Here is a 14,960-nt window from a genome sequence, read left to right as displayed (position 1 = left end):
ATTGTTAGGTACTACATACCCGTTTTTTAACTTAAAGGTGTTTTTTATTTGTCTCACTCTAGGGGGTCAGTCCCTTAAAACCGCAGCTTTCTTTATCATGAGCTCATATAACTGGCTGTATATTTTTTCGTCTGTTTTTGTATTTCTTGATTTAAATGTTTGAAAAATGAGAGCGTTTCTTCATAATCCGTCGCTTTTTCATGAAACTTCAATGTAAGATTTTCTTCAAACAACGTTTCTCCTTGATGACCGACCGCTTTTAGCTGAACATCTGTAACAATACCTTGCGAAATCGAACATAATAAATAATTAAAGCAATGAACCGGAACGATATGCATCAGATGGAAATCATCAATAGTTCTATCACTTTTTGTTTTCTTAAATTCCACAGTGAGTTCTTCCGGATGAATAAACACATTTATATGCTGTTTGGACAAACAAGTAGGATTCATTTTTTGTGTATACTCACAAAATTCCAGTCCAATAAATACAGAATTCTCGGAGTCAGCTTCAATGAAGATTTGCGAATTTTTTACCATTGTCCTCGTCCTCCATATTCAATCTAGTTACCCCACCACTAGCACTTGTTTGTAGAATATTACCAGTTCTTCTCTATTTTATCACTGATTTTTCTCAGTGCCTATTTAACAGACGGAAGTTCTCTTTAAAAGAGAAGGAACTGACAGGCAGTTCTTTATGTGAGAAGAATGAACAAAAGACACCTCTTTTGTTTTATTGAGGTGTCTTTTGGTATCATCAGCCTGTGTTACGCAATCCTGCTGCAATGCCGTTAATCGTTAATAATGCTTCTTTTAAAAGTTCTTCATTTAACGTTTCAGCCTCATCTTCACGCAGCTTGGAAATAACCTTAACTTGCAAGAAGGTTAGAGGGTCCACATACGGATTTCGTAATTTAATAGATTCTTTAATCGTAGGAAGATGATCCATTAATTCTTTTTGCCCCGTGATTTGAAGAATCATTTCTTTCGTAACATTATACTCTTTTTTAATAGCGGTAAAAATCCTCTCTGAAATAACCGGATCTTGTACCATTTCTGTGTATTCTTTTGCTGCCATTAAATCTGCTTTTGTTAAAGCCATTTGCAGGTTATCGACGGTCGAGCGGAAAAATGGCCATTCTTTATACATTTGCTGAAGAAGCTGTATATCTCCGGATTTCTCTACTAAATGCTGTAAGCCCGTACCTGCAGCGTACCAGGCTGGAAGCAGCTGTCTGCTTTGCGTCCATGCAAATACCCATGGAATTGCTCGCAAGTCTTCAAAGCGATCACTTCCTTTTCGACTCATTGGACGTGACCCAATATTTAAAGCCCCGAGCTCAGGAAGAGGTGTAGCTTGTTTAAAGTAGGTTAAAAAGTCTGGATCGTTGAAAACAAGCTCTTGATACTTACGTAACGAAGCAGTTGAAATCTCGTCCATTGTTTCTTCCCATTCATGTGTACGAATATCACATTGTTCAGCTTCTTGAGAAACATTTGCTGCCGCTGTAAGAAGAGCTGAGACCGCTTGTTCAAGGCTTCGGTAAGCAATGTCATATAAAGAGTATCTAGAAGAAAGAACTTCTCCTTGCTCTGTAATTTTAACACCGTCTCCTAGCGTCTCAACAGGCTGAGATAAAATGCTTCGGTTTAACGGGCCTCCTCCTCGGCCTAGTGAGCCGCCTCGGCCATGGAAAAACTTCAGACGAACTTGATACTTCCTCGCCATATCGTGAATTTCCTGCTGCGCTTTGTAGAGCTTCCAATTAGCGGTAAGCGTTCCTCCATCTTTGCTTCCATCTGAGTAGCCAAGCATGATTTCCTGCAAATCCTTCTGTTTTCTTAAGTGCTCTCGATAAAAATCTAATTGAAATAGCTGTTCCATAATCTTAGGACCTGCTGTGAGATCATCGATCGTTTCAAGCAGCGGAGCTATATTTAACTTGCTTTCAATGCGGCCATCTGCATGAAGGCGGTAAATACCCGCTTCTTTGGCAAGTACCATGACTTCTAACAAATCACTTGCAGACTGCGTCATACTGATCAAGTAGACTTCAATGGATCTTTCTCCAAATTCTTTATGTGCTCGATGTATCATGTTAAATACTTCAATTACTTGCTGCGTTTCTTTAGAGTAATTCTCTACAAACGATAGCACAGGTCTTGGGTCTTGAAGAACTTTCCCTAGCAGCTCAACTTTTTTCTCTTCTGTTAACGCTGAATAATCTTCAGCTAAAGAAACAGCATGGAAAATTTCTTTGATTGCCGCTTCGTGTTCTCCGCTGTGATTACGGATATCAAGCGTTGCTAAATGAAATCCAAACAGCTCAACTTGGCGAATTAATTTACACAAGCTTTTCAGCTGATAATCTTGAGGCTGATGCTTTTGCAAGCTATCTTTGATGAGAAACAAATCTTGTAAAAGTTCTTCCGACCTTTGATAACCTGCTTCCGACTCTCCGACTAAATTTAATTTATGAAGCATAATCGTAAGCTTGCAGCGATATACTTCGTGTTTGATTCTCCATCGCTTTTTCTCAGGCAGCAGCGATATTTCTTGATTAATAGAATTAAGAAGGTTATCTGAAACCGCGACTCTTTTTGTAGACTGACTTAACCTTTGTCTCAATTGAGTAAGCGACTCTTTATATTTACGAATAGCTAACTTCCTTTGTTTGACAAGCGTTTGCCACGTTACTTTAGGAGTTACGTTTGGATTTCCATCTCGGTCTCCGCCAATCCATGAACCAAATCGAAGAATATTAGGCACTTTCCAATTTTCTTCGGGGTAATTCTCCTGCAATGAATTTTCCAATTCCTGATGAAGTTGAGGAAGCACTTCAAATAACGTTTCATCAAAATAATATAATCCATTGGATACTTCATCCATTACGGTTGGCTTGCGATCTCGCAGTTCATTTGTTTGCCATAAAATCAACACTTCGCTAAACAGTCTTTCTTCAATTTCTGTACGTTCACGTTTTGTTAACGTTGGATTATCCAAGTTTTTCAGAAGCTCAGCCATTCGTTTATGAATATCAAGGACACTTCGTCTAGTGGCTTCTGTTGGATGTGCCGTGATGATAAGCTCAAGTGATAAAGTTTGAAGCAAATTAGCAATTACATCTGGCGCCACGCCATTATTTTTAAGCGAAACAACGGCGCTTTCCAATGAACCCGGCTGCATAATAGAATCTTCTTGCTGCTGATATTCCCGTCTGCGACGAATTCGATGATTTTGCTCTGCAATATTAACTAAATGAAAATAAACGGCAAACGCCCGAATAACCTGCGCGCGCATCGGCTGTTCAAGAGTAACGATTTCATTTTTTATTTCTTTATAGATGGCTTCATCTTTGTTTTCTCTAAGTGATTTTGCCACTTCGCGTATTTTTTCTACTTTGTTGAGCAGTTCTTCTCCACCTTGATGAACCAGAACTTTCCCTAACAATTGACCGAGAAATTTTACATCACGGCGCAGGGCAGTGCTGCTGTTTTGTCTTTCTGCTGCTTCTACTGTTACCATTAGACACGACACCTTCCTTTATAAATGTTGTACTTTTTAAACTTTTTAGAAAATTATATTAAATTCATATTACCATGAACGAAAATAAATTTCATATAATTTTGTTTCCTCCTCTCGATTAGGAGGAAAGATTCATCAAATATAAAAAAGAGGATGAAGCATAACGAAATGAATCCAATCCTAAGACGAACAAATGGGATACATAAGCTGAACCGCTTGTGACACCGCAGTTGATTGGAAGACTTCACCTCTCCTTTCAATCGACTGCTAGAAAGAACGAAACAGCTGAAACCTACGTTCACCATAACAAAAAAAACGAACCACTAATCAAACGTGTTGATCAGTGGTTCGTTTTTCACTTGAGCTAAAATACTTTTCAGCCTCTCTTTTATGCTACCAAGGTTGTCCTAAATCCAACACTGAGGCTAGTTCATTGCTTTTTTTACGCACTTGTTTACGTGTGGCAGCACGATCTGCCCCCGTTTGAAACAGATATTTTTCTTCTTCTGTTTCTGGAATAAGCTCCGGTACTGCGCGGGGCTTTCCATCATCATCCATTGCCACAAAAGTTAAAAATGATGTAGCTGCAATTTGACGCTCCCCGGTTTTTAAATTTTCTTTAATCACTTTCACAAACACTTCCATGGATGAACGACCTGTCCATGATACGTATGACTCCAAACATACAGAATCCTGAGGCGTAATAGGGTGCAGAAAGTGAATAGAGTCTGCTGAAGCCGTCACACACTCTGTACGACTGTGACGATAAGCTGAAATGGACGCAATCATATCAATATCACTCATTAATTTTCCGCCAAATAACGTATTGTGATTATTAATATCATTAGGGAAAATGCGGCTCGTTCGAACGGCCTTTGTATCTTTACAATAATTTGCTTTCATTAGTAAGAACCTCCATTGATGCCTATCATAATAAGAATAAAAGAATGAATGAACCTATACTAGCATATTTCGATAAATTTAGCTTTACAAAAAACTCGTTGATTTATTTACAGAAAACAAAAAAGAGGTTGAGACATAACGAAATAAATCCAATTGAAAGACGAACAAATGAGATACATGAGCTGGACTGCTTATGACACCGCAATTGATTTCCGTGCAAGGCTTCGCTTTCCGCGGGCGGGCGCTGAGCCTCCTCGTCGCTTACGCTCCTGCGGGGTCTCACCTGTTCCGCTTTTCCCGCAGGAGTCTTCGCCTTGCCCTCCAATCAACTGCTAGAAGGAACGAAACAAATAAAACGATATGCACCATCGCAAAAAAACGAACCACTCATCAAACAGATTGATGAATGGTTCGTTTTTTACTTGGGCTCAACTATTTTTGTCCTAGCCTCTTTTTTGTCTATCGAATGTAGCTCGATCCAAACGTTTTACCTAAAGAGTCACTGTATAGGTCACTTGACTTCACAGTCCATTTCCCATCTCCTTTCACCATAAAAATTCGTAGCGGACGACTTCCTTCTTTCGTTTCTAATTCATTTACAATATCTTTGAATTTAGAAGCCGCAAACTCTTCAGAGTGTTTTGTATCGTAATCTTTTGTTTCATCTGTATATGCTCTCTTAAGCTGCGATACGTATGAATATAAGTCTGATAAATTAACAGTAGTGTACTCCACTTCTACTACAGCTTTATTATTTGCATTGGCAATCACATTTGTCTTTACGCTTGCTTTTTCTTTCAAAACATCTTTATACATGTTAAAAAAATCTTTTTTTGCTTTATCGGTTAAACTATTAGAAAACGCACCTTTTAATTCCTCATTAAACGCTTTTTTCTGTTCTTCTATGACAGCTGTTTTGTCCGCTGTTACATATTTATCATAATCTACATTTTCTTTGTTTAAGTAAAGAACTTCCGTGTAAGCTTGCAGAGCTTTTTCTGGGTCTTGCAGCTTATTATAGCTTTTCGCGTATTTCTTCGTATCCAGTGTTAATGTTACTTCGTCAATTTCTTCATCATAATCAGATGATTTTGGCTGAAGCCCAATTTTGTACTTTTTATCTTTTTTGACTTCAAAGACGAACATTAATTTTTTTTGCTTCCCAGCGCCAATCTTGTCAGATGAACTGCTTTCTAGTCCAAGTTCCCTACTGTTCACTCCCGTTTTTGGAGATAATTGTTCATCTCCTTCATATAAATACACACCGTCGTAATCCGATAAAGATATACTGTTTTTGGATACATTTTTCACTTTTAAATCAACTTTCAACAGCCCCTTTTCTTCACTTGTAGCTCCTTCATCACTATCTACTAAAATATAAGAAGCGCTGTCAATAGATGCTTCAATCGCCTTATTTTTAGCCGAAGTGGATCCTCCCGTTTCCTTAGAACTGTTACAAGCCGCTAATACTAGCATAAGTACAAAAACCAAAGCCAAAACATTCATTTTTTTCACAGCTGCCCAATCCCCTTTATTTTGTTTTTTTAGAACTTTATCCCAAATAAAGGTTCCCTCTGTGTAAATCCTTAAACCTTAAAATCTATTTTTTTTACAATATTTTGATAAAAACTGAGTCTAAATTCTCCATTCATCTAAATAAAAACACGAGCACCGGCTCGTGTTTTTTATTTAGATTTAAAATTTTCTTGATTGATTTGTTCAGCTTCTTTCATATATCGGTTAGATTTGCCACTTTTAATTCCCCAGTAATAAAAGGCTAATGATACGCAAGCAATCACTAGCATATCCCATCCGAAAGGTAAAATATTTTTGCCTCCGAATTTTTCGCTTCCTATGTAGGAAATAAAAATCATGCACGCTAAATAGATAAGCATCCAAGCCCCGGTTAAAAATTCTTTTTTAAAGCCCACCCATTTATTTTTCGCTTGGTAATAAAAATAAACTGGCAGGCCAATTGCCATAATAAAAATCACTTCACCTGTAAGTGGCCACCTTGCCCAGTAAAGCGTCAAAGAAGCAAAAACGAAGCTGCATGGCGCAATAACTGATGCCCCTTTTAAATAAAATGGACGGTAAAAGTGTGAAGCCGTTTTTCTTAATGTTATAAGCGCTACAGGGCCCATAATATAGGAGATAAGCGTCGCTACTGAGATCACTTCTGCTAAGACACCCCATCCTCTAAATAAAAAGAGAAACAAAAAGCAGGCTGCTAAATTTAGCCACATAGCTGGGCGCGGGACATTGTAAAGTGGATGAAGAGTACCAAATATCTTTGGCAAATATCCATTTTGCTGCATCCCGTATAACATTCTAGAAGTCGTTGCCGTATATGTAGCACCTGTGCCGGAAGGAGAAACAAATGCATCTGCGTATAACACAATTGTTAGCCAGTTAATTCCAAGCGCAATCGCTAAATCAGCAAAAGGAGAATTAAAATTCAAATGATTCCATCCATCCGCAATTGATGACGGACTTACTGCTCCGATAAAAACAATTTGTAATATAATGTATACAATTCCAGCAATAAAAATTGAACCAATTACAGCTACCGGAATCGATTTATTAGGTGACTTTGCTTCTCCTGCCATATTTACAGGACTTTGAAACCCATTAAATGCAAACACGATACCTGATGTTGCCACTGCCGTTAAAACACTCGCCCATCCGTAAGGTGCTACCCCATGCTCACTTGAAAAGTTCCCGCTATGAAAACCAGCAAAAAATAAAGCCCCTGCCGTTAAACCAGGAATAATTAATTTAACAATCGTAATAAATGAGTTTGCTTTAGCAAAGAGATTTACCGTCCAATAGTTCACAAAAAAGTAAATGAATAATAACAGAGACGCAACTGCCAACCCCTTGGACGTTAAAATGCCATTGTCTACTAATTCATGAGTCCAGCGAGCCCATTTCCACGGCCAAGTACTCATATATTGCACAGATGCAATAGCCTCCACTGTTATCGTTGAAGCGATTGAAATCCAGTTAGCCCAAGCAGCCAAAAATCCAATAAATGATCCGTGTGAATACTGAGGATATTTAACCATCCCCCCTGCTTGCGGAAACATCGCGCCCAGTTCAGCGTACGATAGGGCAATGGTCAAAATAACTACCATTCCAATAACCCATGAAAAAATAGCCGCGGGTCCTGCAATTTGAGCTGCTTTCCATGCTCCAAACAGCCATCCTGAACCGATAATCGAACCTATGCCTGTCATGGTTAAAGCAAATGTTCCCATCTTCCTTTGCATATTGCTCATCCAAATCTACTCCTCTTCCCTAGGAAAATAAAAAAAACACTTGCGAAATTTTCTCAAGTGTTTGCCCAGGCGCGCGGCTTATACGCTATATGCTCCCCCATGGTCATCCATGTTGCGCCAGTCACATATAGGAATATATTTTTTATCAGTATATAACATTCATTACTATTACTCAATACACAAAAATGTTTACATTACTTTTACAAAAGTAATGAATTATTCGTAAAATTCCGAATAAATCTTCTTAAAATCTCTTCCTAATTACAAAAAACAACTAAAACTCTAACCTTGCTTATTATTTGTTTCTTTTACTTCACGAGCATATCATCTTCTAAAAATTATATTAATATATATTATTCATTTACAAAATACGAATTAACATCTATATATCCATAGAATTCTTGCACTAGCCCCTTTACTTATATACAATATGAAGAAAAGATACTAAAGTAAACTGCCCACCACTTAGCTACGCTTGAAGTGGGAGACTTCTTTTGGGAAAACGTTAACACCTACATATCATGCACTTCGCAACGAATGAAGTACTTCGAGCAAACTTCTCTGTTTACGCAAGCAAAAAACAGGGAAAATTACGAAAAAAGATTGTTAGAGGGATGCTTATGAATTATGCAAATGTAAAAGTTCTTTATTTTGATGACGACGGAACCATTCCAAATCACCCTCGTCTTCCAGTTTTGTTGTATGAACACGTATTTATTAGTAAGAAAGAGAAAGTAGAGAGCATTTTTAATTCTCACAACTGGAAAAACAGCTGGGTAGGCGGCATATATGATTTTCACCATTACCACAGCAATTCTCATGAAGCACTAGGTGTAATTAGCGGATCTGCACGCTTAAAACTAGGTGGACATATGGGAGAAAATATCGTGGTGCATGCTGGGGATGTACTCGTACTCCCTGCAGGTACAGGACATATGCGTCTGCAGTCAACTGCTGATTTTAAAGTGGTTGGAGCTTATCCAGAGGGCATGGATTACAACTTACGAACAGGAAAACAAACGGATCGCCCTCACGTATTTGATGAAATTGCACAAGTACCTATTCCTACAACAGATCCTGTTTATGGCGACAAAGGACCATTGACAGAGTGGTGGAACTAGACAAGCACTTATTGTCTAGTTTTTTTATTTGCTCGTTTTTATAGCTTCCATAAATCTATATTTGAACATACAAATTCTTTTTCTTTAATGCAATAGCAATATACTTTATCTCATCGAGAAAACTACCTTTCTTCTTTTCCGTTCTTTTTTTGTTTCAAAGGCAACTGCGCTTAGGTTCTCCCCTGCTTTTTCTTCCCTAATCATTTCAAATATCTTCTTCTCATACCCTTTTTTTGTTTTTCTAAAAAAATTTTCGTAGTTTATAACGAAATTTTCAAAAAACTTATTGCTTTACTATGTCAGACTTGCTATCATAGTGAACATTGTTAGATAAATTTTAGAGGAGGAGTAAAAATTGAACAGAAAATTCATAATATTTATTTTATTCATCATTCCGTTTATTGCTCAATTCGCTTTTTTACCTTTTGTAAATAACATTCATCCAATTATTTTTGGATTACCTATTTTGCATTTATGGTTATTTTTATGGGTCTTCTTAACGCCTGTGTGTACATTTATCATTTATCGTTTACAAAAATCTTGGGGGGACATTGAATAATGCAAGGAAATTTAACCGCACTTTTAATCACATCAGCAATTGTTCTTGTCGTTATCGCCATTGGCTTTATAGCAGGACGTGACAAATCATCTAGAAGCTCCGTTGAAGAGTGGGCTGTAGGGGGAAGACGTTTTGGAAGCCTGCTCGTCTGGCTTTTAGTAGGAGCAGATTTATATACTGCTTATACATTCCTAGGTCTTACAAGTACAGCTTATCAAGGAGGAAGCATCGCATTTTTTGCCATTCCTTACTCTGTTTTAGCCTTTTTAATTTCATACTTTTTTCTTCCAAAACTTTGGACTGTTGCTAAAAAGCACAAACTTACGACACTTGCTGATTATGCTAGAGAACGTTTTAGCAGTAAATTTCTCTCCTCTTTAATTGCCATAGTAGGTGTATTGATGCTTATTCCATATATCGATCTTCAGCTTAGCGGTATTCAAGATACTCTTCGCGTTGCAGGAACTGGCTACATTAATGTAAAAGCTGTCGTTATTCTTTCATTCTTTCTTGTGGCTCTTTATACTTTTTTCAGCGGAATTAAAGGTCCCACTTATACGGCAATTATTAAAGATATTTTGGTATGGGCGATTATGTTATTTATGGTTGTTTCTCTGCCAATTATGCATTTTGGAAGCTGGGGCAACATGATTGACAATGTTGCGAAGGATGCACCTCAGCTATTAACGATCCCAACACAAGGACCTAAGGGCATTCCATGGTTTATTACAGCATCACTCGTATCTGCTTTAGCTTTATTCATGTGGGCCCACGCTGCTACAGGTGTTTTCACTGCTAAAAGTGCAGATTCGCTTCGTAAAAATGCTGTCTTCTTACCTCTTTACAATATTGTTTTAATTCTAGTCATCTTCTTAGGGTTTATTGCTTATCAAGTATTACCTCAAGATACAACGGATCCTAGATTAGCATTATTAACCTTGATTCAATATTCATATGGTGGCATTGGCCAAGGGTTAGCTTATGCAACGATTGCTCTTGCTTCATTAATTCCATGTTCTATCATGGCGATCGGAGCGTCTAACTTATTTGCAAATAATATATTTAGAGATTTAATTAATCCAAATGTACAGGGTAAAACATTAACAATGGTTACTCGTTCTATGGTTTTTGTTGTTATTGGACTGGCACTTTTATTCGGTTTATTATTCCCACAAGCACTTGTTTCCCTACAGTTACTAGGGGTATCCGGCATGGTACAAATCTTCCCGGCTATTGTTATCAGCCTGTTTTGGAGAAATCAATCGAAAGAAAGTACGATTGCTGGATTAGTAGTAGGGCTGGTTGTAACGTTTACCGTTCATGCCACAGGAAATTCATTTGGCCTTTATGAAGGGTTCTGGGGATTATTATCTAACCTACTCGTAGTTTTTATTTTAAATCCAATCTTTGCTGCAAAAACCAAAGCAGCAACAAATGGCGTGAAAGAAACATTATTTTCTAAAGGCACTACGCAAACTGAATTAAAGAAAAACGCATAAAAAAAAGTTCAGCCAACTGGCTGAACTTTTTTAGATAATATTCTCTTTTTCAGAAGGGGATGAAGTCGATTCTCTTTCCCAACATTCAATATTCTGATTGTTTTCTAATGCATCTTTATAAAAGACTGGATTTTTCCCTTCCTTTTTCTGCTGAGTATAGTCATGCAAGGCAGAAAACGCCACTTTCGATAATAGAAAAATAGCAATTAAGTTCACCACTACCATCATCCCCATAAATAAGTCTGCCAGATTCCATACAAGCTGAAGCTGAGCAACCGACCCAAAAATAACCATCGCTAAAACGCCTACACGATAAGACCAAAGCCACATCTTATTTGAATTTAAAAATTCAATATTCGTTTCTCCATAATAATAATTGCCAATTAACGTACTAAAAGCAAATAGAAATACCATGATAGCTAAAAATCCTGATGCCCAAGAACCGATATGTGTACTAAGAGAAGCTTGCGTTAATTCAATGCCGCTTAGTCCCTGCTTATAGGCGGGAGATAAGAGAACGATAAATGCTGTGCTTGTACAAATCACGAGCGTGTCCGTCAAGACACCAAATGCTTGGATAAGACCTTGTTTAACTGGGTGACTCGTCACTGCAGTTGCCGCCGCGTTGGGAGCACTTCCCATCCCTGCTTCATTGGAAAACAGTCCGCGCTTTACTCCGTTGATTAACGTTGCACCAATTGATCCCCCAAGCGCCTGTTCAAATCCAAATGCATTTTTCACAATTAGAGATAGAACGGCAGGCATTTGATCAATATTTTTAAAGATGATGAACAGAGCCATTCCAATGTATAAAACGGCTAATACGACAACGATGTATTCCGATATCTTAGCGATGCGTTTGATCCCGCCAAAAATAATTATCGCAAATATAACTGTCATAATAATCCCAATCAATAAGCGGCTCGTTCCGAAAGAGTTCTCAAATGCCAGCGTAATCGTATTAGATTGCACAGCGTTAAACACCAGGCCAAATGACAGTGTAATGAGTACAGCAAATAGCCCGCCCATCCATCTTTTATTTAACCCTTTTTCCATATAGTAAGCGGGTCCTCCTCGAAATCCGTTTGACCCTTTTACCTTATAGATTTGAGCGAGTGTACTTTCTACAAAACTTGATACTGAACCGATAATGGCAATAATCCACATCCAAAATACAGCACCCGGGCCACCAAGAGCAATAGCAATCGCTATACCGGTAATATTTCCTGTTCCTACTCGAGCTGCCATGCTTATGCAGAAAGCTTGAAACGGGGAGACTCCCCCATCTTTAGCCGCTCGTCCTTCTTTCAAAACAAGTACCATTTCTTTCAACATGCGAAACTGCAAAAATCGAGAGCGGATCGTAAAATAAATACCGATTGATACAAGTAAAATAATTAATAAATTCGACCAAAAAAAATCATTGATGACACTAATTACACTTTCGATTGCTTGTTGCACGCCTATCACCTCATTAAAAAATTTGGTAGAACAAATGCAAAACATGAAAGTTTTTTCTCTTGGTGTTTATATTATTGAAGCGAATGAATAGTACGTAAATAGACTAAAAAATACTCAAATCCCATTCTTTTGCGATTTTTTTTAGCAGCGTAACGCCTTTTACGCTATTCCCGTACTCATCAATAGCTGGACTGTAAATTCCGATACCGCATCCGTCTGGAAATGGAGACTGCTTTTTCGTATTAGGTGGCACCAATGACATGATTCCTCCTGATACACCGCTTTTAGCTGGCATACCAACAAATGCCGCAAACTTTCCTGAGGCATTATACATACCGCATGTAAGCATAAGCGCTTTTGTTAATTTAGCTACTTCTTTTGGAATTACTTGTTTGTGAAACACTGGATGATATCCGTCTAATGACAGAATTAATCCGATCAGCGCAATATCTTCAGTCGTTACTTCAATTGAGCACTGCTTTAAGTAAACCTCTAGAACTTCTTCTACTTCTCCTTGTAAGTAGTTTGTTTCTTTTAAATAGTAGGCAAGCGCACGATTTCGATGAGACGTTTGCCATTCTGATTCAAAGACGGTTTCATTAATGAGTGGTGTTTTCCCAGTAAGCATTGTTATTACATCAAACAAATAGCTTAGTTTTTCTTTTGCCGTCTCTCCAGATAAAAGAGATGAAACCGTTAAAGCACCGGCATTAATCATAGGATTGAACGGCTTTCCTGGTTTATGCATTTCCAGTCTTATAATAGAATTAAATGCATCTCCAGTTGGCTCTACATCTACTCTCTCTAGTACGTAGGGAATGCCGCAGCATAAGCAAGCTGCTATAAAGCTAATGACTTTAGAAATACTTTGAAGAGTAAATACCGCTTCATAATCCCCAGACTGGATAACCGTTCCGTCAGCACCAATCAAACAAATACCTAATTGAGACGAGTCCATATCTTTCAGAGCGGGGATATAATCAGCCGTTTTTCCTTCTGACGAAAATTCTTTTATTTGCTCTACCCACTCGTGTAACTGCTCTTTTGCAGTGACCTGTAAGTAAGACATTTCCTGTTCAATTTCTCTTTTCATTAAAATCACCTCATCACTTCATTAACTTTTTATTTTAAAGCGCTTTCATAAAGCGGGATTTCATTTTCGTTTTTAATGTACAATGCAACCTACGAGAGCATACAAAAACCTACAAAACTTTTTGGAATTATATTTTTATCTTTGGTACTCTTCTCCATTGTGCTGGACGCTGTCACAATGTATACTAATTCACGAATCACTTCAGGAGGTGTAATTATCTGAATTTTAAATCTTTCATTCGAAAAGATCCGTACATTTTATTGCTCATGCTCATTACTGTTCCGCTGGCGGGAGAGCTAAAATTTTATCCGTTAAATGAAACATTTCGAATTACATTTGGAGCTCCAACATTTTTCTTTTTCCTATTGCTTTTAAAACGGAAAACCGTTTTATCTGGCGGCTTGTTAACCGCTTTAAGCGTCGTTCTCTTTCGCATCATGCTCGATTATATCACGCTCGATCATTTTCAATTTGCGGCTTCTGCACATACGCATTACCCTACGTTTTTCTTTTACTTTACGTATGCACTTTTATTTTTTATTTTTAAAGTAAGCCGCATGAACTATAGTGCTATTGTGATTGGATTAATTGGACTCATCATTGAAATAGCTGCTGATATAGTCGAACTAACTGCGCAGTATATCGTTTTGCACACAACCATTCATATCGATTCATTATCCGACATGGCCGTTATTGCTTTTGCTCACAGCTTCATTGTACTTAGCTTTTTTAATATGATGACAATTTATGAATCACAGTCACGAGAACGTCAAATTCGCAAACAAAATGAGCACATGCTAATGCTTATTACAAGCCTTTATGAAGAAACCGTTCATTTAAAAAAGACCCTTCATAATACAGAAGTGATTACAAAAGCCTCGTACGATTTATACCGTGTATTACATCAGCAGGAAAAAGATCATTCTGTGCTTAACCAATCGCTCAGTAAAAAAGCGCTTCGGATTGCCGGAGATATTCACGAAGTAAAAAAAGACAACCAGCGTATTTTTGCGGGCTTATCTAAAACAATTTCAAATGAAAGTTTCCAAAATTATATGAAAGCAGAGGAATTAATCGAGCTGATCGTACGCATCAACAAAAAATATGCCGATTCTCTTCACAAACAAATTAGCTTTTTTTCCTCTGTCACCGGGGAACATTTCAGCTACCACGTTTACACAATTTTATCGATCATTAATAACTTGGTAGCAAACGCAGTGGAGGCGATTAAAGATGAGGGAATGATTGTTTTATCCGTACATAGACAAGCTGAATTTGTAGAATTCCATGTACAAGATGATGGTCCTGGCGTGCCTTTGAAGTACGAAAAAGCTATTTTTGAACCTGGTTTCACCTCAAAATACGATCAATTTGGAAATCCCTCTACTGGAATTGGCCTTTCTTACGTAAGAGATATTGTTCAAGAACTTGGAGGTACGATTGAAGCTAAACAAGGAGATAAAGGGATGATTTTTATCATTCAAATACCTCTTTGTAGTCTAATTCAGAAAGGATGAG

General features: G+C 37.7%; 12 protein-coding genes and 1 riboswitch. Of the genes, 4 read left to right on the top strand and 8 right to left on the bottom strand.

Annotated features, from left to right (window positions below):
* Nucleotides 1-95: 95 nt before the first annotated feature.
* The 6 genes from ACRPLY_RS24455 to ACRPLY_RS24430 form a co-directional block, all read right to left on the bottom strand.
* Entirely contained in the window at nt 96-539 is a 444-nt protein-coding gene (locus ACRPLY_RS24455; protein ID WP_014461480.1) for a hypothetical protein, read from the bottom strand.
* A 217-nt stretch (nt 540-756) separates the two neighbouring features.
* On the bottom strand, nt 757-3,525 hold the full coding sequence (gene ppc, locus ACRPLY_RS24450) for a phosphoenolpyruvate carboxylase (RefSeq protein WP_155010419.1): 2,769 nt from the start codon (nt 3,523-3,525) through the stop codon (nt 757-759).
* A 393-nt stretch (nt 3,526-3,918) separates the two neighbouring features.
* A complete protein-coding gene (locus ACRPLY_RS24445; RefSeq protein WP_013055518.1) occupies nt 3,919-4,428 on the bottom strand; it encodes an acyl-CoA thioesterase in 510 nt (169 codons plus the stop codon).
* 191 nt (nt 4,429-4,619) lie between these two features.
* Nucleotides 4,620-4,757 (bottom strand): hypothetical protein, encoded by a 138-nt coding sequence (locus ACRPLY_RS24440; RefSeq protein WP_167387308.1) that lies wholly within the window; start codon nt 4,755-4,757, stop codon nt 4,620-4,622.
* A gap of 130 nt (nt 4,758-4,887) precedes the next feature.
* On the bottom strand, nt 4,888-5,934 hold the full coding sequence (locus ACRPLY_RS24435) for a DUF5105 domain-containing protein (protein WP_261763706.1): 1,047 nt from the start codon (nt 5,932-5,934) through the stop codon (nt 4,888-4,890).
* A 179-nt stretch (nt 5,935-6,113) separates the two neighbouring features.
* On the bottom strand, nt 6,114-7,709 hold the full coding sequence (locus tag ACRPLY_RS24430; RefSeq protein WP_154973539.1) for an APC family permease: 1,596 nt from the start codon (nt 7,707-7,709) through the stop codon (nt 6,114-6,116).
* Between the two features lie 56 nt (nt 7,710-7,765).
* Nucleotides 7,766-7,844, bottom strand: a riboswitch (ZMP/ZTP riboswitch).
* Nucleotides 7,845-8,230: 386 nt separating this feature from the next.
* Between ACRPLY_RS24430 and ACRPLY_RS24425 the strand changes: the two genes are divergently transcribed.
* The 3 genes from ACRPLY_RS24425 (at nt 8,231) to ACRPLY_RS24415 (ending at nt 10,888) form a co-directional block, all read left to right on the top strand.
* On the top strand, nt 8,231-8,830 hold the full coding sequence (locus ACRPLY_RS24425; RefSeq protein WP_080754378.1) for a cupin domain-containing protein: 600 nt from the start codon (nt 8,231-8,233) through the stop codon (nt 8,828-8,830).
* A gap of 355 nt (nt 8,831-9,185) precedes the next feature.
* Entirely contained in the window at nt 9,186-9,389 is a 204-nt protein-coding gene (locus tag ACRPLY_RS24420; protein WP_033578104.1) for a DUF3311 domain-containing protein, read from the top strand.
* A complete protein-coding gene (locus tag ACRPLY_RS24415) occupies nt 9,389-10,888 on the top strand; it encodes a sodium:solute symporter family protein (RefSeq protein WP_028412288.1) in 1,500 nt (499 codons plus the stop codon). The genes ACRPLY_RS24420 and ACRPLY_RS24415 overlap by 1 nt, the downstream gene beginning before the upstream one ends.
* 30 nt (nt 10,889-10,918) lie before the next feature.
* Here ACRPLY_RS24415 and ACRPLY_RS24410 read toward each other — a convergent pair whose 3' ends face one another.
* Together ACRPLY_RS24410 and ACRPLY_RS24405 are read right to left on the bottom strand one after the other, a co-directional pair.
* The gene (locus ACRPLY_RS24410) at nt 10,919-12,349 is read right to left on the bottom strand and encodes an alanine/glycine:cation symporter family protein (RefSeq protein ID WP_028412289.1); all 1,431 of its coding nucleotides are present in this window, start codon (nt 12,347-12,349) and stop codon (nt 10,919-10,921) included.
* A gap of 103 nt (nt 12,350-12,452) precedes the next feature.
* Nucleotides 12,453-13,442: a glutaminase gene (locus tag ACRPLY_RS24405; RefSeq protein ID WP_028412290.1), complete on the bottom strand. Its 990-nt coding sequence runs from the start codon at nt 13,440-13,442 to the stop codon at nt 12,453-12,455.
* Between the two features lie 266 nt (nt 13,443-13,708).
* Here ACRPLY_RS24405 and ACRPLY_RS24400 point away from each other — a divergent pair, with 266 nt between their 5' ends.
* On the top strand, nt 13,709-14,959 hold the full coding sequence (locus tag ACRPLY_RS24400; RefSeq protein ID WP_033578101.1) for an ATP-binding protein: 1,251 nt from the start codon (nt 13,709-13,711) through the stop codon (nt 14,957-14,959).
* The last annotated feature ends 1 nt before the right edge of the window (nt 14,960 follow it).

The sequence above is a fragment of the Priestia sp. TGN 0903 genome (genome assembly GCF_050846855.1).
In the GTDB taxonomy this organism is placed as follows: domain Bacteria; phylum Bacillota; class Bacilli; order Bacillales; family Bacillaceae_H; genus Priestia; species Priestia zanthoxyli.
Note: the sequence above shows the minus strand (reverse complement) of the source record. Positions and strands in the feature narration are given on the sequence as shown.